This window comes from Yoonia sp. (assembly GCF_030731595.1).
GTDB lineage: Bacteria > Pseudomonadota > Alphaproteobacteria > Rhodobacterales > Rhodobacteraceae > Yoonia.
Genome location: NZ_JANQTS010000013.1, coordinates 38,109 through 62,540 on the forward strand (window position 1 = coordinate 38,109; position 24,432 = coordinate 62,540).

Below are 24,432 nucleotides of genomic sequence, written 5' to 3' on the forward strand. Positions count from 1 at the left end.
TCTTCTTGACGGGGCCGCGAGCATTGCTGCGGCCCTTTTTACATCCGCCGTCTGTGGATTGCCCGCCTGGTTTACGGTGCAGGCGGTCCGTGCCGAGATAGCACCGCTTTGGGCCTATGGTGCTGCCGCAGCGATTGGCATCATTGGTTTGGTTCTGGCTTTTGCGTTTTTGCGCAAAGGGATTTCAGGAGTTGCACCGACACGCCAACGGCGCCGTTAAACTTTAGCCAAAGGACGCCCCATGCATCTTGCCGAGTTGAATATAGGACGCTTGCTCGCCCCGACTGACGATCCGCGTGTGGCCGAGTTCATGGCCAACCTTGACCGCGTGAATGGTCTTGGCAAGCGGATGCCCGGTTTTGTATGGATGATGGAAGGATCGGGCGAGCCGGGTAAGGGCAACACAGAGGCTTGTTTGGACGGTGATCCGCAGTTCGTCGCAAACCTGTCTGTCTGGGAAACCGCACCGCAGCTCAAGACATTCGTGTTCGATACCCTGCACGCCAAATTCATGGATCGTGGCAAGGAATGGTTCGAAAATCTGGTGCAGATGCATTTTGTGATGTGGTGGGTGCCTGAGGGAACGCAGCCTACTCTGGATCAGGCAATGGCGAAACTGGCGCACCGCCAGGCGCATGGCGACAGCGACGATGCTTTCGGCTGGGACTGGCTGCGGGCGCATCAAGCATCCTGAGGGCGGCCCGCGCTGGCAATCTGGCGTAAACACACCGATGTCATCGCGCTGATATTGAATAACCTGCGCATAAAGCTGATGTCATTCCCAACACCAAACGGTGCATCACGCGCCGCAGGTTGGAGAATGGAAATGAAGAAGCCCGCGATCTTTATCGTGATTGCTCTGGCCGCCGTGATGGCTGCTGGCAACCTGTCCGCCCAAACGGCGCTCAAGGACGTGGCTTATGTGCGTGACGGGATTATCCAAGTGGGCATGGCCTACGAGATTTCACGCAAATGCGACGCCATCAGCGCGCGCACCTTCCGTGGCTTGAGCTATCTGAACACTCTCAAGAACCATGCGCGCAGCCTTGGCTATTCCGAGGCCGACATCGACGCCTATGTGAACGATAAGGCCGAAGAGGACCGACTTGAGCAGATCGCGCGGCAGCAATTGGCCGATTTGGGTGCTGTACCGGGCGATGCGGCCAGTTATTGCGCGGTTGGTCGCGCCCAGATTGCCGCAAATACACGTGTTGGCTGGCTGCTGCGCTAAAGCCATTGCTGCAAGTGCGAAAATTGCTTTCTTTTTTGTCGTTCAGACTGGCATCATAGCGTCGGTCGCGTTAGAACGCGACGCAACGCGTTGTACCCCCTGCGGCCTATGACGCGACCGGGAACATATAAGGCACGCCATGTCTAATCTGCGCAAAGTCGTCATCGATGGGAACGAGGTCGAAGTTGATGGGGCCATGACCCTGATACAGGCCTGTGAAGTTGCGGGCATCGAAATCCCGCGGTTCTGCTATCATGAGCGGCTGTCAATTGCGGGCAACTGCCGGATGTGTCTGGTCGAGGTTGTGGGCGGCCCGCCGAAACCCGCCGCCTCTTGTGCGATGCAGGTCAAGGATTTGCGCCCCGGTCCCGAAGGCCAGCCGCCCGTTGTGAAAACCAACTCGCCCATGGTCAAAAAGGCCCGCGAAGGCGTGATGGAGTTTCTGCTTATCAATCACCCGCTGGATTGCCCGATTTGCGATCAAGGCGGCGAATGTGACCTGCAGGATCAGGCGATGGCTTACGGCGTCGACTTCAGCCGCTTCCGTGAACCCAAGCGCGCGACCGAAGATCTGGACCTTGGCCCGCTGGTCGAAACCCATATGACCCGCTGTATTTCCTGCACCCGCTGCGTGCGTTTCACGACCGAAGTCGCAGGCATTCACCAGATGGGCCAGACAGGTCGCGGCGAAGATGCCGAGATCACAAGTTATCTGGGCGAAACGCTGGATTCGAACATGCAGGGCAATATCATTGATCTCTGCCCCGTGGGTGCGCTGGTATCGAAACCTTACGCCTTTACCGCCCGTCCTTGGGAATTGACCAAAACCGAATCCATCGATGTGATGGATGCGCTTGGGTCCAACATCCGCGTCGATACCAAAGGTCGCGAAGTGATGCGATTCCTGCCGCGCAACCATGACGGCGTGAACGAGGAGTGGATTTCCGACAAGACCCGCTTTGTCTGGGACGGTCTGCGCCGCCAGCGTTTGGACACACCTTATATCCGCGAAAACGGCAAACTGCGCAAAGCCAGCTGGCCCGAAGCGCTTGCTGCTGTGGCTGCGGCCATGAAGGGCAAGAAAATCGCGGGTCTGGTCGGTGATCTGGCCCCGGTTGAGGCCGCATTCGCGCTCAAGCAGTTGATCGAAGGGCAGGGCGGTCACGTCGAATGCCGGACCGATGGGGCGAAGCTGCCGATTGGCAACCGCTCTGCTTATGTGGGTACGGCTGCGATTGAAGATATCGATAGCGCCAAGATGATCCAGTTGATCGGCACGAACCCCCGCGACGAGGCCCCAGTGCTCAATTCCCGCTTGCGGCGTGCGTGGGCAAATGGGGCAACTGTGGGGATGATCGGTCCGCAGGTTGATCTGACCTTTGATGTCGTGCCCGTCGGGACCGACCGTCAGGCGCTTGTCGATACCGCCGCCAAAGAGATGGGCGCGGTCAAGGATATGGACAGCCTTGTCGTGATCGGCATGGGTGCGCTGCGCGAAGCGGATGGCGAGGCGGTGCTGTCTCAGGCGATGGAACTGGCGTCCAAGACCAATTCCAAGTTTCTTGTTTTGCACACTGCGGCAGGCCGCGTGGGCGCGATGGATGTGGGTGCTGTGACCGAAGGCGGGCTTGAGGCCGCGCTGGATGGAGCAGAGGTGGTCTATAACCTTGGCGCCGACGAGGTCGATATCGCACCCGGTGCTTTCGTGATTTACCAAGGCAGCCACGGCGACCGGGGTGCGCATCGCGCAGATATCATCCTGCCGTCTGCCGCCTACACCGAAGAAAACGGGCTTTTCGTCAATACAGAAGGCCGCCCGCAACTGGCACTGCGCGCCAGCTTCCCGCCGGGTGAGGCCAAAGAAAACTGGGCCATCCTGCGGGCGCTGTCTGCGGAGCTTGGGGCGATGCTGCCCTATGACAGCATGGCGCAACTGCGTCAGGCCATTGTGAAAGCGCATCCGCATCTGGGCCGAATTGATTCTGTGGCCGAAAACGCATGGCAGCCGATCCCGCTCAAGACGCCGGGCAAGGCTGATTTCGTGAATGCGATCAGTGATTTCTATCTGACGAACCCCATCGCGCGGGCCTCTGCCCTGATGGCGGAACTGAGTGCGAACGCGAAGGCACGCAAAGCTGCGCCGATGGCTGCGGAATAAGGACGACGACAATGGTTGAATTTTTCACCAACACCAACCTTGGCATTGTCCTTGTGATCCTGGGTCAGTGTTTGCTGGTGCTGATCCCGCTGTTGCTGGCGCTGGCCTTCCTGATGTACGCGGACCGCAAGGTTTGGGCCGCGGTCCAGATGCGGCGCGGGCCCAATATCGTGGGTCCTTTTGGCCTGTTGCAGTCATTCGCGGATTTCCTGAAATACATCGTCAAGGAAATCGTCGTTCCGGCAGGCGCGGATCGCTTTGTCTTCTTCCTCGCCCCCTTGATCGCCTTTGTGCTGTCGGTCGTGGCGTGGGCCGTTATTCCGTTCAATGACGGTTGGGTCTTGTCCGATATCAACGTGGCGATCCTTTATATCTTCGCGATTGGCTCGCTTGAGGTCTATGGCGTGATCATGGGCGGCTGGGCGTCGAACTCGAAATATCCGTTCCTCGGCTCACTGCGCTCTGCGGCACAGATGATTTCTTACGAAGTCTCGATCGGTCTGATCATCATCGGGGTGATTATATCGGCAGGGTCGATGAATTTCGGCGATATCGTCGCCGCGCAGGACGGTGATGCGGGCCTTTTCAACTGGTTCTGGGTCGCGCATTTCCCGATGCTGTTCTTGTTCTTTATCAGTGCCTTGGCTGAAACGAACCGTCCGCCGTTCGATTTGCCAGAGGCGGAATCGGAACTGGTTGCAGGCTATCAGGTGGAATATTCGTCCACCCCGTTCCTGCTGTTCATGATCGGCGAATTGATGGCCGTTGTGCTGATGTGCGCGCTGATCTCGCTGCTGTTTTTCGGCGGCTGGTTGTCACCTATTCCGGGTCTGCCGGATGGTATCGGCTGGATGGTGCTGAAGATGGCGCTGGTCTTCTTTATGTTCGCGATGGTCAAGGCGATTACCCCCCGCTACCGCTATGACCAGCTGATGCGGATCGGCTGGAAAGTGTTCCTGCCGATGTCGCTGGGCTGGGTCGTGCTGGTGTCTTTCCTCGCAAAATTCGAAGTTCTCGGCGGCTTCTGGGCCCGCTGGGCGATTGGAGCTTAATCAATGACCCAAATGGATTACACCCGCGCCGCCAAGTACTTTTTGCTTCAGGATTTCTGGCATGGTTTCCGCCTTGGTATGAAGTATTTCTTTGCGCCCAAGGCCACGCTGAACTACCCGCATGAAAAGGGACCCTTGTCCCCACGGTTCCGGGGCGAGCATGCCTTGCGTCGCTATCCCAACGGCGAAGAACGCTGCATTGCGTGCAAGCTGTGCGAGGCTGTCTGCCCCGCGCAAGCCATCACCATCGACGCCGAACCACGTGATGACGGCAGCCGCCGCACCACCCGCTATGACATCGACATGACCAAATGCATCTACTGCGGTTTCTGCCAAGAGGCCTGTCCGGTGGATGCCATCGTCGAGGGCCCGAATTTCGAGTTCAGCACCGAGACGCGCGAAGAATTGTACTACGACAAGGCCAAGCTGCTGGAAAACGGCGACCGCTGGGAATCAGAGATTGCGCGCAATCTGGAACTGGATGCACCCTACAGATGAGCCTTGACGAACCCACATACGAGCGCGGCAAGGCGCTGTCAGAGCAGGTCAATCCCGGCATGGAAGACGCGCTGGCAGCCCGCTATGATGCGCTGGTCCCCGGTCTGTCGCGGATGGTCGTCGAAGTCCCCTATGGCACTTTCTACGCGCGCGGCGTGGTCGACGAAAAGACCCGTCTTTTGGCGACTGTTGCCGCATTGACCGCACAGGGCGGGCAGACCAAGCCGCAGCTTAAGGTGAATATCGCCAGCGCGCGCGCTGTTGGCGCAAGCCGCGAAGAGATTTGCGAAATCATTTATCAAATGACCCTTTATGGCGGGTTTCCGGCCATGATTAACGGCTTGAACGCCGCGATTGAAGTTTTTGAAGCTGAGGAGGCGGTATGAGCGACACAAATCCCTTTGAAGCGATGATGAAGATGTCTCAGGACTGGGCCAAGTCGATGAATTTCGACATGGAGGCCTTTACGCCCAAAGGGTTCGAAGCGCTCTGGCCAACCATGCCCAAAGAAACGATGGAGATGTTCTTTGGCAAGGGCATCAACCCCGACGGTCTTGACGCGAAAACGCGGCTTTTGCTGACGCTGGCGGGGCTGACCGTACTGGGCGCGCAGGCCGAGGCGCAGATCAGGCTGACGGTCCGCCATTTGGTGGAAGCCGGAGCCACGAAACAGGAAATCGCCGAAACGATTGCCCAGATGGGCATGTTTGCGGGCGTGCCGGCCATGACCAAGGCTATGGAACTGGCAAACGAAGTGTTGGAAAAGGACGAAAGCGCATGACCGTCTTCGCGTTCACATTTTACCTATTCGCGGTGACGACCGTCACCGGAGGGCTGATGACTGTGGTCAGCCGTAATCCGGTCCATTCGGTCCTGTGGCTGATCCTTGCTTTCTTGTCGTCCGCCGGTCTGTTTGTGACCTTGGGCGCGGAATTTGTCGCCATGCTGCTGATCATTGTCTACGTGGGCGCGGTGGCGGTGCTGTTCTTGTTTGTGGTCATGATGCTGGACATTGATTTCGCCGAATTGAAGGCGGAAATGACCAAATACCTGCCGCTTGGCCTGCTGATCGGTGTGGTGATCCTGATGCAACTGGCTTTGGCGCTTGGTGTCTGGGGCTTCTCTGACGGGGTTCAGGGGCGCATCGCTGCGCCAACCGGCGATCTGGACAACACCCGCGCCTTGGGTCTGCTGCTTTATGACAAATATATCCTGCTGTTCCAGCTTTCCGGCCTGATCCTGCTGGTTGCGATGATCGGGGCGATCGTCCTGACCCTGCGCCACCGTGTCGATATCAAGCGTCAGAATGTGCTGGCCCAGATGTACCGCGATCCGGCCAAGGCGATGGAACTCAAAGACGTCAAACCGGGGCAGGGTCTGTGATGCAAAATTTTTCGAGAAAAATTTTGGGGCACGAAGAAATTTCGCGAAATTTCTTCGCCCCGTGGAAGACCAAAGGAACGGCCCAATGATCGGACTTGAACATTATTTGACGGTCGCGGCGACGCTGTTTGTGATTGGCATCTTCGGGCTGTTTCTGAACCGCAAGAACGTGATTATCCTGCTGATGAGCATCGAATTGATGCTGCTGGCGGTGAATATCAACCTTGTGGCCTTCTCGAGTTATCTGGGCGATCTGGTGGGTCAGGTCTTTACCCTGTTCGTGCTGACCGTCGCCGCCGCCGAGGCCGCGATTGGCCTTGCGATCCTTGTTTGTTTCTTCCGCAACCGCGGGACCATCGACGTTGAAGACGTCAACGTGATGAAGGGTTAAGACCAATGGAAACCATCATCCTTTTTGCCCCGCTTGTGGGTGCGCTGCTTTGCGGGTTCGGCTGGAAACTGATCGGCGAGACCGCGGCCCAATGGACCGCGACAAGCCTCTTGTTCTTGGCGGCCATCCTGTCGTGGGTTGTTTTCCTGACGTTTGATCCGTCCGCCCATCCCAATGGCTCCTATACCGTCAATATCCTGCGCTGGATCGAAAGCGGCACGTTGAGCACGGATTGGGCGATCCGCATGGACCGTCTGACCGCGATCATGCTGATCGTGATCAACACGGTGTCCGCGCTCGTGCATCTTTATTCCTTTGGCTACATGGCCCATGACGACAACTTCAAAGAACACGAAAGCTATCGCCCCCGTTTCTTTGCCTATCTGTCGTTTTTCACCTTCTCGATGCTGATGCTGGTGACAGCAGACAACCTTGTACAGATGTTCTTTGGCTGGGAGGGCGTGGGCGTTGCCTCGTATCTGCTGATCGGTTTCTACTACCGCAAGCCCAGTGCGAATGCGGCCGCGATCAAGGCATTTGTGGTCAACCGCGTGGGTGACTTCGGCTTCGCGCTGGGGATCTTTGCGCTTTATATGGTCACTGACAGCGTTCGCTTTTCCGATATCTTTGCCGCGATCCCTGATTTGCAGGATCATACGATCACCTTCCTCTGGGCTGACTGGAATACGCTGAACCTGATTGCCTTCCTGCTGTTCATCGGTGCGATGGGCAAATCGGCGCAATTGTTCCTGCACACGTGGTTGCCGGACGCGATGGAAGGCCCAACCCCTGTGTCTGCCCTGATCCACGCGGCCACCATGGTCACCGCCGGTGTCTTCCTTGTTTGCCGCATGTCGCCGCTGATGGAATATGCGCCACAGGCGACCAGCTTTATCGTGTTCCTCGGTGCGACGACCGCGTTTTTTGCCGCCACTGTCGGTCTGGTCCAGAACGACATCAAGCGCGTCATCGCTTACTCCACCTGTTCGCAGCTTGGCTATATGTTTGTGGCTGCTGGTCTGGGTGTCTATTCGGTCGCGATGTTCCACCTGCTGACACATGCGTTCTTTAAGGCGATGCTGTTTCTTGGGGCGGGTTCGGTCATTCATGCGATGCACCACGAGCAGGACATGCGGAACTATGGCGGTTTGCGCCACAAGATCCCCAAGACCTTCTGGATGATGATGATCGGCACGCTGGCGATTACCGGTGTCGGTATCCCGCTGCTTTACGTGGGTTTCCCGATTGGCTTTGCCGGTTTCGTATCCAAGGATGCGATCATCGAAAGCGCTTATGCTGGCACCGCGGGCGGCTATGCCTTCTGGATGCTTGTTGTGGCCGCACTGATGACCAGTTTCTACAGCTGGCGTCTGATGTTCCTGACCTTCTACGGCACCCCGCGCGGCGATGCGCATACCCATGACCATGCCCACGACAGCCCTGCGACGATGATGATCCCGCTTTATGTGCTGGCCATCGGTGCAGTCTTTAGCGGGATGGTCTGGTACGGATCGTTCTTTGGGCATACCGACAAAGTGGGCAAGTTCTTTGGCGTGCCTTATGCCGAAGCCGGCGCGCATAGCGAAGACGCGGCCCATGGTGAAACAGCCACAACCGACCACGGCGCAGAGATGGCTGCAGAAGAGGGCGGCAAGGAAGAGCATCACTATGTGCTGACCGGCGCACCGGGCGAAGGGGCGATCCATGCGAGCCCTGACAACACCGTGCTGAATGACGCGCATGAAGTGCCTGTCTGGGTCAAGCTTGCACCTTTCTTTGCGATGTTGGCAGGCTTTGCTCTGGCCTATCAGATGTATATCCGGCGTCCCGATTGGCCGCACAAACTGGCCACGCAGCAGGCGCCGCTTTACCAGTTCCTGCTGAACAAATGGTACTTTGACGAAATCTACGATTTCCTGATCGTCAAGCCGGCCTTGGCCTTGGGCCGTATCCTGTGGAAACAGGGCGATACAAAGATCATCGACGGCGGGATCAACGGGCTGGCCATGGGGATCATCCCGTTCTTCACAAGGCTCGCGGGCCGCGCGCAGTCTGGCTATATCTTTAGCTATGTCTTTGCGATGGTTCTGGGGATTGCGGTGCTGCTCACCTGGGTGACGCTCTTCGGAGGAGCAAACTGATGGGTAACATTCTCTCGCTCACCACGTTCCTGCCGCTCTTGGGTGCTGTCATTCTGGCGCTGTTCCTGCGCGGCGATGATGAAGCCGCACAGCGTAACGCCAAATGGGTGGCTTTGGTCACCACGGCGGTCACCTTCATCTGCTCGCTGTTCATTCTGTCGAATTTCGATCCGAACGACACCGGTTTCCAGATGGTCGAGACCCGTGAATGGCTTTTGGGTCTGCAATACAAAATGGGCGTTGACGGGATTTCGATCCTGTTTGTGATGCTGACGACTTTCCTGATGCCGCTGGTGATTGCCTCCTGCTGGGATGTGAAAACCCGCGTCAAGGAATACATGATCGCTTTTCTGATCCTTGAAACCCTGATGCTGGGCGTGTTCCTCGCACTTGATCTGGTGCTGTTCTATCTGTTCTTCGAAGCGGGTCTGATCCCGATGTTCCTGATTATCGGTATCTGGGGCGGCAAGAACCGGATTTATGCATCCTTCAAGTTCTTCCTTTATACCTTCCTTGGCTCTGTGCTGATGCTGGTCGCGATGGTGGCGATGTTCTCTGCCGCCGGGACGACAGATATCCCGACGCTGATGACATTCACCTTCGAGACCGAGAATTTCAGCATTCTGGGCGTGCAGATCATCGGGGGCATGCAAACCCTTCTGTGGCTTGCGTTCTTTGCCAGTTTTGCGGTGAAAATGCCGATGTGGCCGGTGCATACATGGTTGCCTGATGCGCACGTACAGGCGCCCACAGCGGGGTCTGTGGTGCTGGCGGCAATCCTGCTCAAGATGGGTGGCTATGGTTTCCTGCGCTTCAGCTTGCCGATGTTCCCTGTCGGGTCCGAGGTGATGGGGCCATTGGTGCTGTGGCTTTCTGCGATTGCAATTGTCTATACCTCGCTGGTCGCATTGGTCCAAGAGGACATGAAAAAGCTGATCGCCTATTCATCCGTTGCCCACATGGGTTACGTCACGATGGGGATTTTTGCGGTGAACCAGCAGGGTATTGATGGCGCGATCTTCCAGATGATCAGCCACGGCTTTATCTCTGGGGCGCTCTTCCTGTGTGTGGGTGTGATCTATGACCGGATGCACACCCGCGAGATCGACGCCTATGGCGGTCTGGTCAACCGGATGCCTGCCTATGCGCTGATCTTCATGTTCTTCACGATGGCCAACGTGGGGCTTCCGGGCACCTCCGGGTTTGTCGGCGAATTCCTGACGCTGGTCGGTATTTTCCAAGTGAATACTTGGGTGGCTATGGTTGCCACGTCCGGGGTGATCCTGTCGGCGGCCTATGCGCTTTGGCTTTACCGCCGCGTTGTCTTGGGTGATCTGATCAAGGAAAGCCTCAAGACCATTCAGGACATGACCAAACGCGAACGCTTGATCTTTGCCCCGCTGGTGGTGATGACCCTGCTTTTGGGCGTGTACCCTGCATTGGTTCTGGACATCATTGGGCCAAGCGTGAGTGCGCTGGTCGATAATTATGAAACTGCGCTGGCGACCTATCAGGCCGCCACCCAGTTTGCTGCGAATTAAGGAAGGCCCACGATGATTGGCGCTGATATCCAAATCCTGATGCCCGAGATTGTGCTGGCGGTTTACGCCATGCTTGCACTACTGGCCGCAGTCTATACGACCAAAGACGGTATGGCCCCGCTGTTGACATGGGCCACATCGGGCCTGTTTGTCCTGCTTGCTGTCTGGATCGGGATCAACGGGCAGGGCACGAACATCGCCTTTGACGGCATGTTTGTCGACGATGGTTTTGCGCGCTTTGCAAAGGTTGTGATCCTGCTCTCTGCTGCTGCGGTCCTGCTGATGTCCGAGGCCTATATGCAGCGCCGTGGGTTGCTGCGGTTCGAATACCCTGTGCTGATCGCTTTGGCGGTCGTGGGCATGATGGTCATGGTCTCTGCGGGCGACCTGATGTCGCTTTATATGGGGTTGGAGCTGCAATCGCTGGCACTTTATGTCGTGGCATCGCTGCGCCGCGATAGTGTGAAATCGACCGAAGCGGGCCTCAAGTACTTTGTGCTGGGGGCTTTGTCCTCTGGTTTGCTGCTTTATGGTGCATCGCTGGTTTACGGTTTCGCGGGCACGACCCTTTTTGCGGGGATCATCGAGGCAACAACAGACGAGCCATCGCTTGGCCTGCTTTTTGGTCTTGTTTTCCTGATCGCAGGTTTCGCGTTCAAGGTGTCTGCCGCACCCTTCCACATGTGGACACCGGACGTCTACGAAGGTTCGCCCACACCTGTGACAGCCTTTTTTGCCACCGCACCAAAGGTCGCGGCAATGGCCCTGTTTGCCCGTGTCGTGCATGACGCATTCGGCGGAATCGTGGGTGACTGGCAGCAGATCGTGGCTTTCCTGTCGGTCGTGTCCATGTTCCTTGGCGCGATTGCGGCCATTGGCCAGAAAGACATCAAACGCCTGATGGCCTATTCCTCGATTGCGCATATGGGCTTTGCGCTGATGGGTCTGGCGGCGGGTACCGCCTTTGGCGTGCAGGCGATGCTGATCTACATGGCAATCTATGTGACCATGAACATCGGCACCTTTGCTTTCATCCTCGGGATGGAACGGGACGGGCGGCCTGTGACCAATATCGAAAGCCTCAAGATGTATTCCAAGCGCCAGCCATTGCGCGCGCTGGCGATGCTGGTGCTGCTTTTCAGCCTTGCAGGTGTGCCGCCGATGGTGGGATTCTTCGGCAAGTTCTATGTGCTGCGCGCTGCCTATGACGGTGGTCTGGCATGGCTGGCTGTAGCCGGTGTTGTCGCATCGGTGATCGGTGCCTTCTACTACCTGCGCATCGTCTATTTCATGTACTTCGGCGAAGAGGGCGAGGCTTTGGACGGCAAATTGAACCCCGTGCTGTGGACCTTCCTGATGGGATCGGCCTTGGTCATGGTCATCGGGGTCGTGAACCTTTTCGGGATCGAACCGATGGCCGCCGCGGCGGCGGCAACGCTTGTCAACTAACACACAGGATCACGGGCCATGGCCGGAAGGCTATGCCCGCGTCGTGCTGGACAGTGTAGACAGCACCATGGCCGAGGCTGCGCGACGTGCGCCGGATATCAATGGCCCCACATGGATTATCGCCAAGACGCAGACCGCGGCGCGCGGCAGACGCGGGCGGGCCTGGGTCGCGCCAGAGGGCAATCTGAACGCCACGTTGATTTTCAAACCAGAGGCAACGGCGGCAGAGGCGGCAAAGAGGTCTTTCCTTGCGGCGAATGCGCTTTATGCGGCTTTGGCGATCTATGTTTCGTCGGACAAACTGAGCCTGAAATGGCCCAATGACGTGCTTTTGTCCGGGGGCAAGGTCGCGGGGATCCTGTTGGAAAGCAGCGGGCAGGGACCTTTTGTGGATTGGCTCTCGATCGGGGTCGGTGTGAACCTCAAACATACGCCCGAGGGGATTGCCGATGCCAGTTTCGCGCCGACCAGTCTGGCCGCAGCGGAGGGGGATGTGATCTCGCCGCTTGATTTCCTTTCAACCCTCGCTGACGCCTATGCCACGCAAGAGGCCAAGCTCTTGCGCCTTGGCTTTGACCGCATCCGCGAAGACTGGTTGCGCAATGCGGCCCGCTTGGGCGAGGTCATCACCGCCCGCACGGGGCGCGAGGATGTGACGGGTATCTTTGACACCATCGACAAAGACGGCAACCTTGTCCTGATCACAGGCACCGGACCGCGGGCGATTTCAGCCGCAGACGTGTTTTTCTAGGGGGGATCACCCATGCTTTTGGCTATCGACTGCGGTAATACCAATACCGTGTTTTCCATCTGGGACGGCAAGCACTTTATCGCGACATGGCGCGCCAGCACCGAGTGGCAGCGCACGGCGGACCAGTATTATGTGTGGCTGTCCACCCTGATGCGTTTCCAGAACGTGGATGTCATGATCGACGAGGTGATCGTGAGCTCGACCGTGCCGCGCGTCGTCTTTAACCTGCGGGTCTTTGCAGACCGCTACTATAACTGCCGCCCGCTGGTTGTGGGCAAACCTGACTGCCTTCTGCCCGCCCCGCCGCGTGTGGATGCGGGCACACAAGTGGGGCCTGACCGACTGGTCAATGCGGCGGGCGCCTTTGACCGGCACGGCGGTGATCTGATCGTGGTGGATTTCGGCACTGCGACGACTTTTGATGTTGTGGCCAGTGACGGGGCCTATGTCGGCGGTGTCATCGCACCCGGCGTGAACCTGTCGCTCGAGGCGCTGCATAATGCGGCAGCCGCTTTGCCCCACGTCGATATCACCCAGCCCCAGCGCGTCATCGGCACCAATACAGTGGCCTGTATGCAATCGGGTGTGTTTTGGGGTTACATCGGGCTGGTCCGCGAGATATGTGCGCGGATCAAAGCCGAACGCGGCGTGCCGATGCAAGTGATCGCGACCGGCGGGCTGGCCCCGCTTTTCCAACAGGCCGAAGCCCTGTTTGATGTTTTCGAAGACGACCTGACGATGCACGGCCTGACCGTCATCCACCAATATAACAAGGATAATGCATGACCGACCGCCTGATCTATCTACCCCTTGGAGGTGCCGGTGAAATCGGCATGAACGCCTATGTCTACGGCTATGGCGCACCGGGGAAAGAGCGGCTGATCGTCGTCGATCTGGGTGTGACCTTTCCGGATATGGACGGCACGCCGGGCGTGGATCTGATCCTGCCGGATATTTCATGGCTGGTCGCGCGCAAGGCGCAGATCGAAGGCATATTTATCACCCACGCCCACGAAGACCACGTCGGCGCCATCGGCCATTATTGGGAAAAGCTTGGCGCACCGGTCTATGCGCGCCGCTTTACCGCCAATATCGCACGGCGCAAGCTGGATGAATTCGGCCTGCCCGAAAGCGTGGTCAAGGTCGTCGGAGCCTATCCGCAGGTGGTCACTTGCGGTCCGATGAAGGTGTCATTCCTGCCTGTCAGTCATTCGATCCCCGAAAGTGCGGGGCTTTTGATCGACACGCCGGATGGCCGCGTGCTGCACTCTGGCGACTTCAAGATCGACGAAACACCGGTTGTGGGCGATCCGTGGAACGAAGCACTTTGGGAAGAGGTGTCAAAGGACGGCGTCAAGGCGCTGGTCTGTGACAGTACCAATGTGTTCACCCATGCACCCGGACGGTCGGAAAATACAATCGGCGGTGCCATCACCGAAATGATGAAAGAGGCGGCGGGCATGGTTGTCGCGACAACTTTTGCCTCTAACATCGCCCGCCTCAAGACCTTGGCCATTGCCGCACAAAAGGCTGACCGCTCGGTCGTGCTTTTGGGCCGTGCAATGCGGCGGATGGTCGAGGCCGCGACCGAAGAGGGGATACTCGACGGATTTCCCCCTGTCGTATCGCCGGAAGACGCGATCAACATGCCGCGCAACCATGTGATGCTGCTGGTCACCGGATCGCAGGGCGAACGCCGCGCGGCATCCGCGCAACTGGCGCAGGGGTCCTATCTGGGGCTGAAGCTGAAGGAAGGGGATACCTTCCTGTTTTCCTCCAAAACCATTCCGGGCAATGAACGCGGTGTCATTCGGATCATGAACCAACTGTCTGAAATGGGCGTTGACGTGATCGACGACGCGGGTGGCAAATACCACGTGTCCGGCCACGCGAACCGCCCTGATCTGCAGCGCCTGCACCAGATCGTGAAACCGCAAATCCTGATCCCGATGCACGGCGAACACCGTCACCTGCGCGAGCATGTGAAGCTGGGCGGCGAAAGTGGCCTGACGGGGATCGTTGCCGTCAACGGCATGATGATTGACCTGTCGGGCAACAGGCCCACAGTCGCGGAATATATCGAAACGGGCCGGACCTATCTGGACGGGTCGGTGCAGGTGGGCGCGATGGATGGCATCGTGCGCGATAGGATCCGGATGGCGATGAACGGACATATGGTCGTCACGCTGATCGTTGATGAGAACGACGAACCGCTGGGCGACCCTTGGGTCGAGATCATGGGTCTGTCCGAGACGGGGCGCAATAACGCTGGACTGGTCGAAGTGGTCGAGCATGACCTGAGCCAGTTCGTGAACCGCGCCGATGCCAAGACTTTGCGTGACGATGTGAAGCTTGAGAAAGAGCTCAAGACGATTGCGCGCAGGTCTGCACAGTCCGAGATTGGCAAGAAGCCTGAAGTGACTGTGATTGTAAGCAGGTTGGGGTGATGGACGTCGGGGGAAACCCCGACCGACCTTCTTAACCCTTTGCCCGTTCCTCAAAGCTTTTTGCGATGAAGGCGGGCGTATCATCGCCCATGCCAACAATCCTGGGGCCATTGTCCCGACGATCATTGCCGCGCCCGCGTCCGCCACGGTTGCGGTCTTCGCGATTGCGGTCCTCGCGGGGCTGTTGGGCGCGTGGGGTCTCTTCGGTTTTTGGTTCCGGCTGAGGTGCGGGGGCTGCCTTTGCCTCTTCAACCTTGGGCTCTTCTTCGCGCGGTTCTGCCTTGCGGCCACGGCTGCGCGACCGCTTGGGCCGCTGTTCAGTCTCTGTGGCCTCGGCAGGAGCGGGCGCCATCGCACCACCGTTGTCCAAAGGATTATCCAGACGCGGGATCGTTTCCTTGACCAGACGTTCCACATCTTCAAGGTTTTTCACGTCACGCGGTGCGCAGATCATGATCGCGACACCGGACCGGCCAGCACGACCGGTGCGGCCAATGCGGTGGACGTAATCCTCGGCATGGCTGGGCACGTCGAAGTTGAAAACATGGGTCACGGCGGGAATATCAAGGCCCCGCGCGGCCACGTCAGAGGCCACCAGAAAGCGCAGTTTGTTGTCGCGGAAGCCTTCGAGCGTGCGCGTGCGGTGTGACTGTTCCAGATCGCCGTGGATCGGGGCCGCGTCATAGCCGTATTTATTGAGTGATTTCGCGACAATATCCACGTCCGACTTGCGGTTGCAGAAGATGATCGCGTTGGTGCAGGCCGGACCTTCGGCGTCGATCAGCTTGCGCAGCAGTTCACGCTTTTCCGACGCTTCCTTCAGCTTGGCCGAGCCTTTGAACATCACAACGCCTTGCTTGATGTTCACATTGGTCGTGGCCGCGCGGGCGACTTCGATCTTGGCAGGGTTGGACAGGAACGTATTGGTGATCCGCTCGATCTCGGGTGCCATTGTCGCGCTGAAAAACAGCGTTTGACGGGTGAACGGCGTGCGTTTGAAGATTTCCTCGATATCGGGAATGAACCCCATGTCGAGCATCCGGTCTGCCTCGTCGATCACCATGATCTTGACGTCGGTCAGGATCAGCTTGCCGCGCTCGAGGTGGTCCAGCAGACGACCGGGGGTCGCGATCAACACGTCCACGCCTTTGTCGATCAGCTTGTCCTGATCCTTGAAACTGGTGCCGCCGATCAGCAGCGCCTTGGTCAGCTTGGTATATTTGGCATAGGTGTCGAAGTTTTCAGCTACTTGCGCGGCCAGTTCCCGCGTGGGGGCCAGAACCAGGGAACGGGGCATCCGCGCCCGCGCGCGACCACGACCCAGCAGGGTGATCATCGGCAGGGTGAAAGCGGCGGTTTTGCCGGTACCCGTCTGGGCAATCCCCAAAACGTCGCGCCCTTCAAGGGCCGGGGCGATGGCGCCCGCCTGGATCGGGGTGGGGGTGTCGTAGCCGGTTTCAACAACGGCCTTGAGAACCTTGGGGTCAAGGTTCAAATCAGTAAACTTGGTCATGTACGTCCTATTTATGCGGATCCGGTCCGCAATCTGTGAAAGGACGCATTGTTCCGAGCGTCCCAGCGTCGTGGGCCAATTGGCCGTGAAAAGCAGGTATCGGAAATGCTGCACTGCGTCAAGCAGAGCCCCATTTGGGCCACAGCGCTAGCGGGACTTGGCCGCAGCAGCGCGCATCAGGGCAAAGCGCCGGAAAACGGTGCTGTCGTCGGTGTTGAGCAAATCCAGCAAATGCCGGACCAACGTGCCGATGGAAGGTGCATGTTGTGCGTCGCGCCAGAGGGGGGCCAGCAGGTGCGCTTCCAGATCACCTTGCAACACGGAAAAATCCTGCATGCCCATCGGCAAGGGCGATTTGTTGCGATCCTTGACCCGGAACGGCTCTTGCGCGGATTTGCCGGAAAAGCAACGCTCGGCTTCGTAGATCTTCATCAGCGAAAACAGCATGTTCATCCGTGCGGCCAGGTTGCGGTCTGCCTCGGTCGGCCCGTGTTCGGCAAAGGTGATGACGGCAGAGATCAGCCAGCGGGTAGGGAGGTTTTCCAGCAGCCAAGCCTCTTCTTCAGCCCAAAGCCGCAGGAAAAGTGCCGGTGCCCCATCGGGATAAGTATGCTTGCGCAAGTGCGAGATCAGCAGCCCGTGCAAGAGCGCCAGTTCGCTATGCCCCGCCAATTCGCCCAAAAGCATATGCCGTTTCTTGGCAACTCGGCTCAGCCCGTCGGGGCGGGGAAGGACTTGTGGCGGGAGTGGGATCGCAGCCAAGGCCCGAAAGTCGACATCCAATGCGGGCAGCTCTTCGCCTGCCTCATATGTCAAGAGCGCGCGCCGCTTTTGATAGGCAGGCAAAAGGCCCGAAATGCCCGACGGAAATGTTTGTTTCTTTTCGCGCAACGGCTTTGCTTTCCGACCCTCGGACAGATGCTGTCCGACTTGCCCCCTATACCATCATTTCTTTCGTCGCGGTCAGCGTCACATCAGGATAGTCCCGACCGACGCGGTCGATATCCCATTGCAGGCGCGTCAGATACACGGTGTCGCCGTCATTGTCGGTCGCGATGTGCTGCTTGTTGGCAGCCACGAATTTATCAACCGCGTCCTTGTCCCCGGACACCCAGCGGGCCGAGGTAAACTGCGAGCCCTCGAAACGGACGGGCAGGCCGTATTCCAGTTCGATCCGGCTGGCCAGAACTTCGAATTGCAGCGCCCCGACAACGCCCACGATGAAACCGGAGCCGAAAGTGGGCTTGAAGACTTTGGCGGCCCCTTCTTCAGCGAATTGCATCAGCGCCTTTTCAAGGTGTTTGGCCTTCATCGGGTCACCCGCACGGCAGGTTTGCAGCAATTCCGGCGCAAAGGACGGAATACCCGATACGCGGATCGCTTCGCCTTCGGTCAGCGTGTCACCGATGCGCAATTGTCCGTGGTTGGGGATGCCGATGATATCGCCAGCCCAAGCCTCTTCGGCCAACTCACGGTCAGCGGCCAGAAACAGCACAGGGTTCGTCACCGCCATCTGTTTTTTGGATCGCACATGGGTCAGCTTCATGCCCCGTTCGAAATGCCCTGACGCCAGACGGACAAAGGCCACGCGGTCGCGGTGCTTGGGGTCCATATTGGCCTGCACTTTGAAGACAAAACCGGTCACGGTCTTTTCCTCGGGCGCGACGTTGCGGGGTTGTGCCGTCTGTACCTGCGGTTCCGGCCCATAGGTGGCCAGTCCGTCCATCAGTTCCTTGACCCCGAAAGAGTTCATCGCAGAGCCGAACCAGATCGGTGTCATCGAGCCATTCAGCAGGGCCTCGGGGTCGAGAGGCGGCAGCAATTCCTTGGCCATCTCGATCTCTTCGCGGAACTTTTCCAGCAGATGCGCTGGCACGTGATCGGCCAGTTTGGGATCGTCCAACCCGTTGATCTGGATGCTTTCGGCAACCTTGTTACGGTCGGCGCGGTCCATCAATTCCAGCCTGTCGCGCAGGATATCATAGCAGCCGATGAATTCGCGACCCACCCCGATGGGCCAAGAGGCGGGGGTCACGTCAATCGCAAGGTTTTCTTGGATTTCGTCAATGATGTCGAATGTATCGCGGCTTTCGCGGTCCATTTTGTTGCAAAATGTCAAGATGGGCAGGTCGCGCAGGCGGCAAACTTCGAACAGTTTCTGGGTCTGGCTTTCCACACCTTTGGCCCCGTCAATCACCATTACGGCTGCATCGACCGCAGTGAGCGTGCGATAGGTGTCTTCGGAAAAATCCGAGTGGCCGGGGGTGTCGACAAGGTTGAAGCGGTATTTGCCAAAATCAAACGACATCGCAGAGGCCGAGACCGAAATGCCCCGGTCTTTTTCCATCTGCATAAAGTCCGACCGCGTGCGCCGCGCCTCACCTTTGGCACGCACCTGTCCGGCCATCTGGATCGCACCCCCATATAGCAGGAACTTTTCAGTCAGCGTGGTTTTGCCCGCATCGGGGTGCGAGATAATCGCAAACGTCCGGCGACGCGCGATTTCGGGGGGAAGGGCAGAGCGATTTGTCATGGTTCACGCTTTATGCGGTTCGGTTGCAAAGGGCAATCGGGGGCAGAGTGCTTAACGGTTGCTTCGGACATTATTGCTAAGCCTCTGCTTGGGGGTTTTGCATGCAGAATATGGGAACTTGGTTTGCTTTGTCGTTTTTGCTGATGGCCTGCGGTGGTGGCGGTACCAGCAGCGGCGGTGGCGGAGGCAGTAGCGGCGCAGGGATTGATCCGCGCCTGGCACGGCTTGATATCTACGAGGCGCAGAAACTGCGCGTGCTTGGTGATCCGGGGGCAGGGGTCGTGGGGATGCCGGTCGCGATGCCGGAAGATGTACCCCAGATGGGTGCGATGATCTTTGATGGCGGCGTGACGATCAGAGTGGAGGACGGCACAACGCCCCTGGTTCTGTTTGGGGATGCGCGCGTGACGGTCGATTTTGATCTTGGCGCGGCTACGGGAAATCTGGGTAATTTCCTTGGAAATACCAGTACCGGGGCAGTTGTCGATTATGGCGGCACAATCGCGCTGGACAGTGCGTCAGCCGCGCAGAACCTGATCTTTACCTATGCCGGAAGCCTCGCTGCACAGGATGAGGCGCTGGCCTTTGATGGCCAGATGCAAGGGACCTTTCTGGGCCAACCGGTTGGCGCGCTTGTGGGTGCCGATCTTGAGGCGACGGTCGATCATAACGGTCAGCCAAAAGCCGCGACGCTGGTCTTGATCACTGAACAGAGCGTCACGCCTTAACACTTCATTAACCATGCGCGGCGCAGTCTGCCACGATGTTCAGAGCGATCATCCTGTGTATTGGTCTTGCGGGCTGCGGCGGCGGTGGCGCTGACAGTGCTGCGCCAGAACCCGCCGTCAGTTATGCCAGCTTTCGCCAGTCGGTCATTGATACCGGTGTCACGCCTTTTTCCCAAGTGCCTGACAGCGGCCATCACCGTTACAGCGGGCAGATGGCTTTGAACCTGCCCTTTGGCAGTATGCCGCGCGCCGAATATATCGGGGCGTTTGACCTGACCTTGGCCGTTGGAGGCGGGTCGCTGGGTGCCTCGGGACAGGTGGCCGGGTTGACGGACGGCAACGGATCCGATCTTGGCGGCGCTTTGGCCTTCGGAGGCGGCATGCTGATGCCGGACGCAGACCCCAGACGCGATTTTCTCTGGCTGGCGGATCTGGAGGGTGATCTGACCAAAGACGGCATCGTTTACGATCTGAGCGCAAAGATCAGAGGCGATTTTTACGGGGCAGATGCGGATGGGCTGGCAGGTCTGGTGTATGCGGGTGCGATCCGGCAGGGCGGCGATATCGACATCTTTGACGGCAGCTTTGCAGGGCGGGCGGCTGACTAGTTTTCAGAGGCTTTGCGCAAGAGGGCCGCAGCCTTTTCGAACGGAATGAGGTTGTCCTGGACCTCATAGTCCAGATGCGCACGGTGCGCATGTTCCAGCGTCTGTGCAGCGTCGGGCAAGGCATGGCGTGTGCGGGGATCAATCAGATGGGATTCGGCGGCGATGCCTTCGGCATAAATGATGTGATGGTCGTCAAAGATCAGCTGGAAGTAATCGATAAATCCACCCCGCCGTCTGACCACGGTCACGTTGTCCACCAAGTGCCGCGCCTTGATCAGAACTTCTGACCGCCCCGCACCAAGATGATCTTCGCGTTGATAGACAAAAAGCCGGTGGTCCGGACGCACGACAAGGTCATTTTCATTGTGCAGCGCCCCTTTCATAATGACGACGGGCGCAAAGCTGCCCGTAGCGCGCAGCGTGGCCTGCCCCAGGCAACGGATCGGCTGTTTTCCCGCGTCCCGCGTCAGAACCATATCACCGACTTGCAATGTCTCGATCCGGCGCATTTGCCCATTGCCCATGGTGATATGGGTGCCGCGCGCAAATGACCCGCTTGCGGCCTCTGCAAAGCGGCGGGTGGCGGTATGCCGTTCTACCCCGACAAGGCGGTAGTTCACCCGCGGCAACAGCTCTCCCAAGGGCAGCAGGAAAATGTCGGCAACGGCATCGTCTTCGACCTCGACCAAGATCAGGGCCTCATGTGTCCCGCCATCGGGGCCCATCAGGGTCAGGCAACTGTCGAGGTGAACAATATTCTCGCGTAAATCCGCGCGGCGCAGACCTTCGGCGCCATAGAGCAGGTCGATGGCATGCAAAGGGGCGTCGGGATCGATCTGGAACGCATCGTCCATGACCAGTTCATCAGCAAAGGACAGTGGCTCGCCTTTCATCACGCCTTCGCTGGCGACAACATCGCGGGCGGCATAGACATCGAGTGTAAGGGCGCGCTGTTTCATGGGTGTAACAGATACACCGGGGGCGCGATTGGGCCAAGGAGCAAAGAAAGTGGCTCTGAGGATTTGCTCAGACCCGCAGGCGGTGCTACGTCCAGCAGCAAGCATTAACAAGAAGGACGGAAAGATGGATCTTGGGATCAAAGGAAAACGCGCGTTGGTATGTGCATCCTCGAAAGGCTTGGGCCGTGGGTGTGCGGAAGCTTTGGCTGAAGCAGGGGTCAATCTGGTCCTGAATGCGCGCGGTGCAGAGGCGCTGGAAGCGACCGCAGCGGATATCCGCACCAAATACGGCGTGGATGTCGTGACTGTGGCTGCTGATGTGGCGACGGACGAAGGGCGCGCGGCGCTTTTGGCGGTGGCCTCCGATGTCGATATCCTTGTCAATAACGCAGGCGGCCCACCTCCGGGCATGTGGTCCGACTGGGACCGCGATGATTTTATCAAGGCGCTGGATGCCAATATGCTGGCCCCGATCGCGCTGATGAAGGCGCTGATGCCGGGCATGATCGAAAAGGGTTGGGGCCGCGTGGTCAACATCACCTCGGGTTCGGTCAAGGCACCGATCCCGCAGCTTGGCTTGTCCAACTCTGCCCGCGCGGGACTGACCGGCTATGCGGCAGGCACGTCCCGTCAGGTCGCGCAATATGGTGTGACGGTCAACAATATGCTGCCGGGGATTCATGCGACCGACCGTGCGGTCAGCCTTGATACAGGCGTGTCCAAAGCGCAGGGCATTGATCTGGCGGCAGCGACAGCCCAGCGTCAGGCGACAATTCCCGCCCGCCGCTATGGCACCGCCGCCGAGTTCGGAGCGATGTGCGCCTTTCTGTGTTCGCAACATGCAGGCTTTATTGTCGGCCAGAATATCGTTCTGGACGGCGGGGCAATCAACGCCACGATCTAGGCCGGTATAGCCCCGGCATGGCGGCGCGGGTGGTTTGAGCCCGCGCCGTCTTTTCAGACGCCAGAGGCTTGCCCCGCGTCGCAACTGTTGTTAGGTCCGCAATACCCAATTGTTTTCGTCAGGGATAAGACCTGCCCATGCAAACCCCCCGGCTTGAGATCAAGAATATCGTCAAAACCTTTGGCGGACGCCAAGTGGTGGACGATGTCAGCCTGACTGTCATGCCCGGGCAGGTGACCTGTTTGCTGGGGCCGTCGGGGTGTGGCAAGTCAACGACCTTGCGGATTGTCGCCGGCGTCGAAAAGCAGGACAGCGGGTCGATCCATGTGGATGGCACGCTGGTCTGTGACGCAGGTTTCAGCCTGCCACCCGAGCAGCGCAACATCGGGCTGATGTTTCAGGATTTCGCCCTGTTTCCGCATCTGACCGTGGCCCAGAACGTGGCCTTTGGCCTCAAGGGCCGCAAGGTCACGGACCGGGTGCATATGCTGTTGGAAAAGGTGGGCATGTCCCGCCATACGACCGATTACCCTGATCAGCTTTCGGGCGGTGAACAGCAGCGTGTGGCTTTGGCCCGCGCGCTGGCCCCCAAGCCGCGGATCATGTTGATGGACGAACCCTTTTCCGGCCTTGATGACCGTCTGCGCGATGATATCCGCGACGAAACGCTTGCAGTGCTCAAAAGCGAAGGTACTGCGGTGCTTCTTGTGACACATGAACCGGGCGAGGCGATGCGCATGGCCGACGAGATCGCCCTGATGCGCGACGGCAAGATCGTGCAGCGTGGCGCACCCTACAACATCTACAACGCGCCTGTTGATGTGAAAGCGGCGGCTTTCTTTAGCGATATCAATGTCATTCATGGCAAGGTGCAGGGTGCGCTGACATCGACCCCCTTTGGTCAGTTCCTCGCCCCCGGCGTGCCAGACGGCACCGAAGTGGATATCGTTATCCGCCCGCAGCATCTCAAGATCGACTTTGACAGGGGCGGGCGCGGCCCCAACCCCACCCCCGAAGACGGCACCGCCGCGCGTGGTGTGGTCGAAAGAGCGCGGTTTATGGGCGCGTCCAGTCTGGTCGAATTCCGCATGGATTTCGACGGCTCGATCCTGCGCGCGATCGTTCCATCTGTGTTTCTGCCCAAACCGGGCATGCCGCTCTGGATCATGATCCGGCGGGACCGGTGTTTTGTGTTTGCGCATAAGTGATATGTCGCTCATCGGGTGCGAAACATCGGCTCAAGTTTTGATGTGAGTCCCAAGTGACCGATTGCGGTTCATGCGCGAATATTCGCTTTCAGCAGCGCGCCACTGACCCCCGGAACTAGGTGCGATTTTGAATGGAGTTTTTATCGGCCTCAATCAGGGCCGTTTGGGTATTTGTCACTAACGTGGATTTTGGGCGCGGGCTTAATGTCTGCTCGCGCGTGACTTCAAGAAACTCGTTGACGACATAATGAGTGAATTCTAATTTTGCTTGGTTTTGCTAACCCGTCAAAAAATCAGAAGCAGATTATGTCGATTGTTTTTCTCTTCTTTGCCAAACAACCGCTTTTGGCCCTTAAGAAGCATCGCCCGTCTTTTCAGTCGTTTCCATTGGCTGGATTCCATGTTCATTTCCGATTTGCTGATCGTTCACTTGTGTTGTTGGAGCGATCTGGTGAGGCATGGCGCGGAACGAATGAATTGGTTAGCATCACAAAGGCCGCCGCGATTGAAGCAAGTGGCGCGATTGATCTTTCATTTGTTGAACTGACTCATCAAGAGGGTGAAGAAGACGCTGCTGCCCGTGTTTTAGCCCTCTCAGACCGTCCTTTCGATCGAGAAGACATTCTGCTCGATTGTCGGTATCGCATCGACGTTGGGCGTGTTTTTTGAAAGTTTGCTAAGGGATTTCAGGCTCCCCGAATCGTCCGTTTGCTTACGGGCTTACGCACTGCGGACTTTCATGAGCATGTATAGAATTGCGGCTTGGAACTTCCAACCAGATGTCAGCGTCTTTTACGCTACTTCAACCGCGCCGCGCGTCCGCCGCGCCGCTTGGTGATCTGTTTCGCGCGTGCGGGCAATTCGGCCATGATCTCTGACCGTGCCTCTGGTGTCATCCGTGACCATGCGCCGATTTCGTCTATCGACCGCAGGCACC

At 58.3% G+C, this 24,432-nt stretch carries 26 protein-coding genes; 21 read left to right on the top strand and 5 right to left on the bottom strand.

Annotation, left to right across the window (positions count from 1 at the left end):
• Window positions 1-58 precede the first annotated feature (58 nt).
• From NWQ23_RS01425 to NWQ23_RS01500, 16 genes are all read left to right on the top strand, one after another.
• The gene (locus NWQ23_RS01425) at window positions 59-220 is read left to right on the top strand and encodes a hypothetical protein (RefSeq protein ID WP_306164448.1); all 162 of its coding nucleotides are present in this window, start codon (window positions 59-61) and stop codon (window positions 218-220) included.
• Between the two features lie 21 nt (window positions 221-241).
• Window positions 242-694 carry a DUF3291 domain-containing protein gene (locus NWQ23_RS01430; RefSeq protein WP_306164449.1) on the top strand — a complete coding sequence of 151 codons (453 nt, stop codon included), beginning with the start codon at window positions 242-244 and terminating at the stop codon, window positions 692-694.
• 126 nt (window positions 695-820) lie between these two features.
• Window positions 821-1,231 carry a DUF5333 domain-containing protein gene (locus NWQ23_RS01435; protein WP_306164450.1) on the top strand — a complete coding sequence of 137 codons (411 nt, stop codon included), beginning with the start codon at window positions 821-823 and terminating at the stop codon, window positions 1,229-1,231.
• A 139-nt stretch (window positions 1,232-1,370) separates the two neighbouring features.
• Window positions 1,371-3,389 carry an NADH-quinone oxidoreductase subunit NuoG gene (gene nuoG, locus NWQ23_RS01440; protein ID WP_306164451.1) on the top strand — a complete coding sequence of 673 codons (2,019 nt, stop codon included), beginning with the start codon at window positions 1,371-1,373 and terminating at the stop codon, window positions 3,387-3,389.
• An 11-nt stretch (window positions 3,390-3,400) separates the two neighbouring features.
• Window positions 3,401-4,441: an NADH-quinone oxidoreductase subunit NuoH gene (gene nuoH / locus NWQ23_RS01445; RefSeq protein ID WP_306164452.1), complete on the top strand. Its 1,041-nt coding sequence runs from the start codon at window positions 3,401-3,403 to the stop codon at window positions 4,439-4,441.
• Between the two features lie 3 nt (window positions 4,442-4,444).
• The gene (gene nuoI, locus NWQ23_RS01450) at window positions 4,445-4,939 is read left to right on the top strand and encodes an NADH-quinone oxidoreductase subunit NuoI (protein WP_306164453.1); all 495 of its coding nucleotides are present in this window, start codon (window positions 4,445-4,447) and stop codon (window positions 4,937-4,939) included.
• Window positions 4,936-5,325 carry a carboxymuconolactone decarboxylase family protein gene (locus tag NWQ23_RS01455; protein WP_306164454.1) on the top strand — a complete coding sequence of 130 codons (390 nt, stop codon included), beginning with the start codon at window positions 4,936-4,938 and terminating at the stop codon, window positions 5,323-5,325. The genes nuoI and NWQ23_RS01455 overlap by 4 nt, the downstream gene beginning before the upstream one ends.
• Entirely contained in the window at window positions 5,322-5,720 is a 399-nt protein-coding gene (locus tag NWQ23_RS01460) for a carboxymuconolactone decarboxylase family protein (protein ID WP_306164455.1), read from the top strand. Before NWQ23_RS01455 ends, NWQ23_RS01460 begins: the two co-directional genes overlap by 4 nt.
• On the top strand, window positions 5,717-6,322 hold the full coding sequence (locus NWQ23_RS01465; RefSeq protein ID WP_306164456.1) for an NADH-quinone oxidoreductase subunit J: 606 nt from the start codon (window positions 5,717-5,719) through the stop codon (window positions 6,320-6,322). Before NWQ23_RS01460 ends, NWQ23_RS01465 begins: the two co-directional genes overlap by 4 nt.
• Window positions 6,323-6,407: 85 nt before the next feature.
• Window positions 6,408-6,713, top strand: a complete 306-nt coding sequence (gene nuoK, locus NWQ23_RS01470; RefSeq protein ID WP_306164457.1) for an NADH-quinone oxidoreductase subunit NuoK — start codon at window positions 6,408-6,410, stop codon at window positions 6,711-6,713.
• Between the two features lie 5 nt (window positions 6,714-6,718).
• On the top strand, window positions 6,719-8,854 hold the full coding sequence (gene nuoL / locus NWQ23_RS01475) for an NADH-quinone oxidoreductase subunit L (protein WP_306164458.1): 2,136 nt from the start codon (window positions 6,719-6,721) through the stop codon (window positions 8,852-8,854).
• Window positions 8,854-10,395, top strand: coding sequence for an NADH-quinone oxidoreductase subunit M (locus NWQ23_RS01480; RefSeq protein ID WP_306164459.1), 1,542 nt, complete (start codon window positions 8,854-8,856; stop codon window positions 10,393-10,395). The genes nuoL and NWQ23_RS01480 overlap by 1 nt, the downstream gene beginning before the upstream one ends.
• A gap of 12 nt (window positions 10,396-10,407) precedes the next feature.
• Window positions 10,408-11,844, top strand: a complete 1,437-nt coding sequence (nuoN, locus tag NWQ23_RS01485) for an NADH-quinone oxidoreductase subunit NuoN (protein WP_306164460.1) — start codon at window positions 10,408-10,410, stop codon at window positions 11,842-11,844.
• Between the two features lie 67 nt (window positions 11,845-11,911).
• On the top strand, window positions 11,912-12,595 hold the full coding sequence (locus tag NWQ23_RS01490) for a biotin--[acetyl-CoA-carboxylase] ligase (protein WP_372340097.1): 684 nt from the start codon (window positions 11,912-11,914) through the stop codon (window positions 12,593-12,595).
• A gap of 12 nt (window positions 12,596-12,607) precedes the next feature.
• Window positions 12,608-13,381, top strand: coding sequence for a type III pantothenate kinase (locus NWQ23_RS01495; protein ID WP_306164462.1), 774 nt, complete (start codon window positions 12,608-12,610; stop codon window positions 13,379-13,381).
• The gene (locus NWQ23_RS01500; protein ID WP_306164463.1) at window positions 13,378-15,042 is read left to right on the top strand and encodes a ribonuclease J; all 1,665 of its coding nucleotides are present in this window, start codon (window positions 13,378-13,380) and stop codon (window positions 15,040-15,042) included. Before NWQ23_RS01495 ends, NWQ23_RS01500 begins: the two co-directional genes overlap by 4 nt.
• A gap of 31 nt (window positions 15,043-15,073) precedes the next feature.
• Here NWQ23_RS01500 and NWQ23_RS01505 read toward each other — a convergent pair whose 3' ends face one another.
• The 3 genes from NWQ23_RS01505 to NWQ23_RS01515 form a co-directional block, all read right to left on the bottom strand.
• Window positions 15,074-16,555, bottom strand: a complete 1,482-nt coding sequence (locus tag NWQ23_RS01505) for a DEAD/DEAH box helicase (protein ID WP_306164464.1) — start codon at window positions 16,553-16,555, stop codon at window positions 15,074-15,076.
• Window positions 16,556-16,702: 147 nt separating this feature from the next.
• Complete coding sequence (locus NWQ23_RS01510; protein WP_306164465.1) at window positions 16,703-17,446, bottom strand: hypothetical protein; 744 nt, start codon at window positions 17,444-17,446, stop codon at window positions 16,703-16,705.
• Between the two features lie 46 nt (window positions 17,447-17,492).
• The gene (locus tag NWQ23_RS01515) at window positions 17,493-19,088 is read right to left on the bottom strand and encodes a peptide chain release factor 3 (protein WP_306164466.1); all 1,596 of its coding nucleotides are present in this window, start codon (window positions 19,086-19,088) and stop codon (window positions 17,493-17,495) included.
• Between the two features lie 110 nt (window positions 19,089-19,198).
• Here NWQ23_RS01515 and NWQ23_RS01520 point away from each other — a divergent pair, with 110 nt between their 5' ends.
• Both NWQ23_RS01520 and NWQ23_RS01525 read left to right on the top strand, forming a co-directional pair.
• Window positions 19,199-19,816 carry a hypothetical protein gene (locus NWQ23_RS01520; protein ID WP_306164467.1) on the top strand — a complete coding sequence of 206 codons (618 nt, stop codon included), beginning with the start codon at window positions 19,199-19,201 and terminating at the stop codon, window positions 19,814-19,816.
• A 35-nt stretch (window positions 19,817-19,851) separates the two neighbouring features.
• A complete protein-coding gene (locus NWQ23_RS01525; RefSeq protein ID WP_306164468.1) occupies window positions 19,852-20,424 on the top strand; it encodes a hypothetical protein in 573 nt (190 codons plus the stop codon).
• On the opposite strand, the gene NWQ23_RS01530 is transcribed toward NWQ23_RS01525, so the two are convergent.
• Window positions 20,421-21,383, bottom strand: coding sequence for a Hint domain-containing protein (locus tag NWQ23_RS01530; protein WP_306164469.1), 963 nt, complete (start codon window positions 21,381-21,383; stop codon window positions 20,421-20,423). The genes NWQ23_RS01525 and NWQ23_RS01530 overlap by 4 nt on opposite strands.
• Before the next feature lie 124 nt (window positions 21,384-21,507).
• On the opposite strand from NWQ23_RS01530, the gene NWQ23_RS01535 reads away from it, so the two are divergent.
• The 3 genes from NWQ23_RS01535 (at window position 21,508) to NWQ23_RS01545 (ending at window position 24,164) form a co-directional block, all read left to right on the top strand.
• Complete coding sequence (locus tag NWQ23_RS01535; RefSeq protein WP_306164470.1) at window positions 21,508-22,287, top strand: SDR family oxidoreductase; 780 nt, start codon at window positions 21,508-21,510, stop codon at window positions 22,285-22,287.
• A gap of 137 nt (window positions 22,288-22,424) precedes the next feature.
• The gene (locus tag NWQ23_RS01540) at window positions 22,425-23,495 is read left to right on the top strand and encodes an ABC transporter ATP-binding protein (protein WP_306164471.1); all 1,071 of its coding nucleotides are present in this window, start codon (window positions 22,425-22,427) and stop codon (window positions 23,493-23,495) included.
• A 306-nt stretch (window positions 23,496-23,801) separates the two neighbouring features.
• Window positions 23,802-24,164: a hypothetical protein gene (locus NWQ23_RS01545; RefSeq protein ID WP_306164472.1), complete on the top strand. Its 363-nt coding sequence runs from the start codon at window positions 23,802-23,804 to the stop codon at window positions 24,162-24,164.
• A 128-nt stretch (window positions 24,165-24,292) separates the two neighbouring features.
• Here the strand turns inward: NWQ23_RS01545 and NWQ23_RS01550 are convergent.
• On the bottom strand, window positions 24,293-24,432 hold a 140-nt coding region (locus NWQ23_RS01550; protein ID WP_306164475.1), incomplete at its 5' end, for a DUF1289 domain-containing protein.

What these genes read in the sequence shown, in the direction of transcription:
- NWQ23_RS01430 (WP_306164449.1), top strand. Translation starts at nt 242, where the DNA reads ATGCATCTTGCCGAGTTGAATATAGGACGCTTGCTCGCCCCGACTGAC.
- NWQ23_RS01435 (WP_306164450.1), top strand. Translation starts at nt 821, where the DNA reads ATGGAAATGAAGAAGCCCGCGATCTTTATCGTGATTGCTCTGGCCGCC.
- nuoG (WP_306164451.1), top strand. Translation starts at nt 1,371, where the DNA reads ATGTCTAATCTGCGCAAAGTCGTCATCGATGGGAACGAGGTCGAAGTT.
- nuoH (WP_306164452.1), top strand. Translation starts at nt 3,401, where the DNA reads ATGGTTGAATTTTTCACCAACACCAACCTTGGCATTGTCCTTGTGATC.
- nuoI (WP_306164453.1), top strand. Translation starts at nt 4,445, where the DNA reads ATGACCCAAATGGATTACACCCGCGCCGCCAAGTACTTTTTGCTTCAG.
- NWQ23_RS01455 (WP_306164454.1), top strand. Translation starts at nt 4,936, where the DNA reads ATGAGCCTTGACGAACCCACATACGAGCGCGGCAAGGCGCTGTCAGAG.
- NWQ23_RS01460 (WP_306164455.1), top strand. Translation starts at nt 5,322, where the DNA reads ATGAGCGACACAAATCCCTTTGAAGCGATGATGAAGATGTCTCAGGAC.
- NWQ23_RS01465 (WP_306164456.1), top strand. Translation starts at nt 5,717, where the DNA reads ATGACCGTCTTCGCGTTCACATTTTACCTATTCGCGGTGACGACCGTC.
- nuoK (WP_306164457.1), top strand. Translation starts at nt 6,408, where the DNA reads ATGATCGGACTTGAACATTATTTGACGGTCGCGGCGACGCTGTTTGTG.
- nuoL (WP_306164458.1), top strand. Translation starts at nt 6,719, where the DNA reads ATGGAAACCATCATCCTTTTTGCCCCGCTTGTGGGTGCGCTGCTTTGC.
- NWQ23_RS01480 (WP_306164459.1), top strand. Translation starts at nt 8,854, where the DNA reads ATGGGTAACATTCTCTCGCTCACCACGTTCCTGCCGCTCTTGGGTGCT.
- nuoN (WP_306164460.1), top strand. Translation starts at nt 10,408, where the DNA reads ATGATTGGCGCTGATATCCAAATCCTGATGCCCGAGATTGTGCTGGCG.
- NWQ23_RS01490 (WP_372340097.1), top strand. Translation starts at nt 11,912, where the DNA reads ATGGCCGAGGCTGCGCGACGTGCGCCGGATATCAATGGCCCCACATGG.
- NWQ23_RS01495 (WP_306164462.1), top strand. Translation starts at nt 12,608, where the DNA reads ATGCTTTTGGCTATCGACTGCGGTAATACCAATACCGTGTTTTCCATC.
- NWQ23_RS01500 (WP_306164463.1), top strand. Translation starts at nt 13,378, where the DNA reads ATGACCGACCGCCTGATCTATCTACCCCTTGGAGGTGCCGGTGAAATC.
- NWQ23_RS01505 (WP_306164464.1), bottom strand. Translation starts at nt 16,555, where the DNA reads ATGACCAAGTTTACTGATTTGAACCTTGACCCCAAGGTTCTCAAGGCC.
- NWQ23_RS01515 (WP_306164466.1), bottom strand. Translation starts at nt 19,088, where the DNA reads ATGACAAATCGCTCTGCCCTTCCCCCCGAAATCGCGCGTCGCCGGACG.
- NWQ23_RS01520 (WP_306164467.1), top strand. Translation starts at nt 19,199, where the DNA reads ATGGGAACTTGGTTTGCTTTGTCGTTTTTGCTGATGGCCTGCGGTGGT.
- NWQ23_RS01525 (WP_306164468.1), top strand. Translation starts at nt 19,852, where the DNA reads ATGTTCAGAGCGATCATCCTGTGTATTGGTCTTGCGGGCTGCGGCGGC.
- NWQ23_RS01530 (WP_306164469.1), bottom strand. Translation starts at nt 21,383, where the DNA reads ATGAAACAGCGCGCCCTTACACTCGATGTCTATGCCGCCCGCGATGTT.
- NWQ23_RS01535 (WP_306164470.1), top strand. Translation starts at nt 21,508, where the DNA reads ATGGATCTTGGGATCAAAGGAAAACGCGCGTTGGTATGTGCATCCTCG.
- NWQ23_RS01540 (WP_306164471.1), top strand. Translation starts at nt 22,425, where the DNA reads ATGCAAACCCCCCGGCTTGAGATCAAGAATATCGTCAAAACCTTTGGC.
- NWQ23_RS01545 (WP_306164472.1), top strand. Translation starts at nt 23,802, where the DNA reads ATGTCGATTGTTTTTCTCTTCTTTGCCAAACAACCGCTTTTGGCCCTT.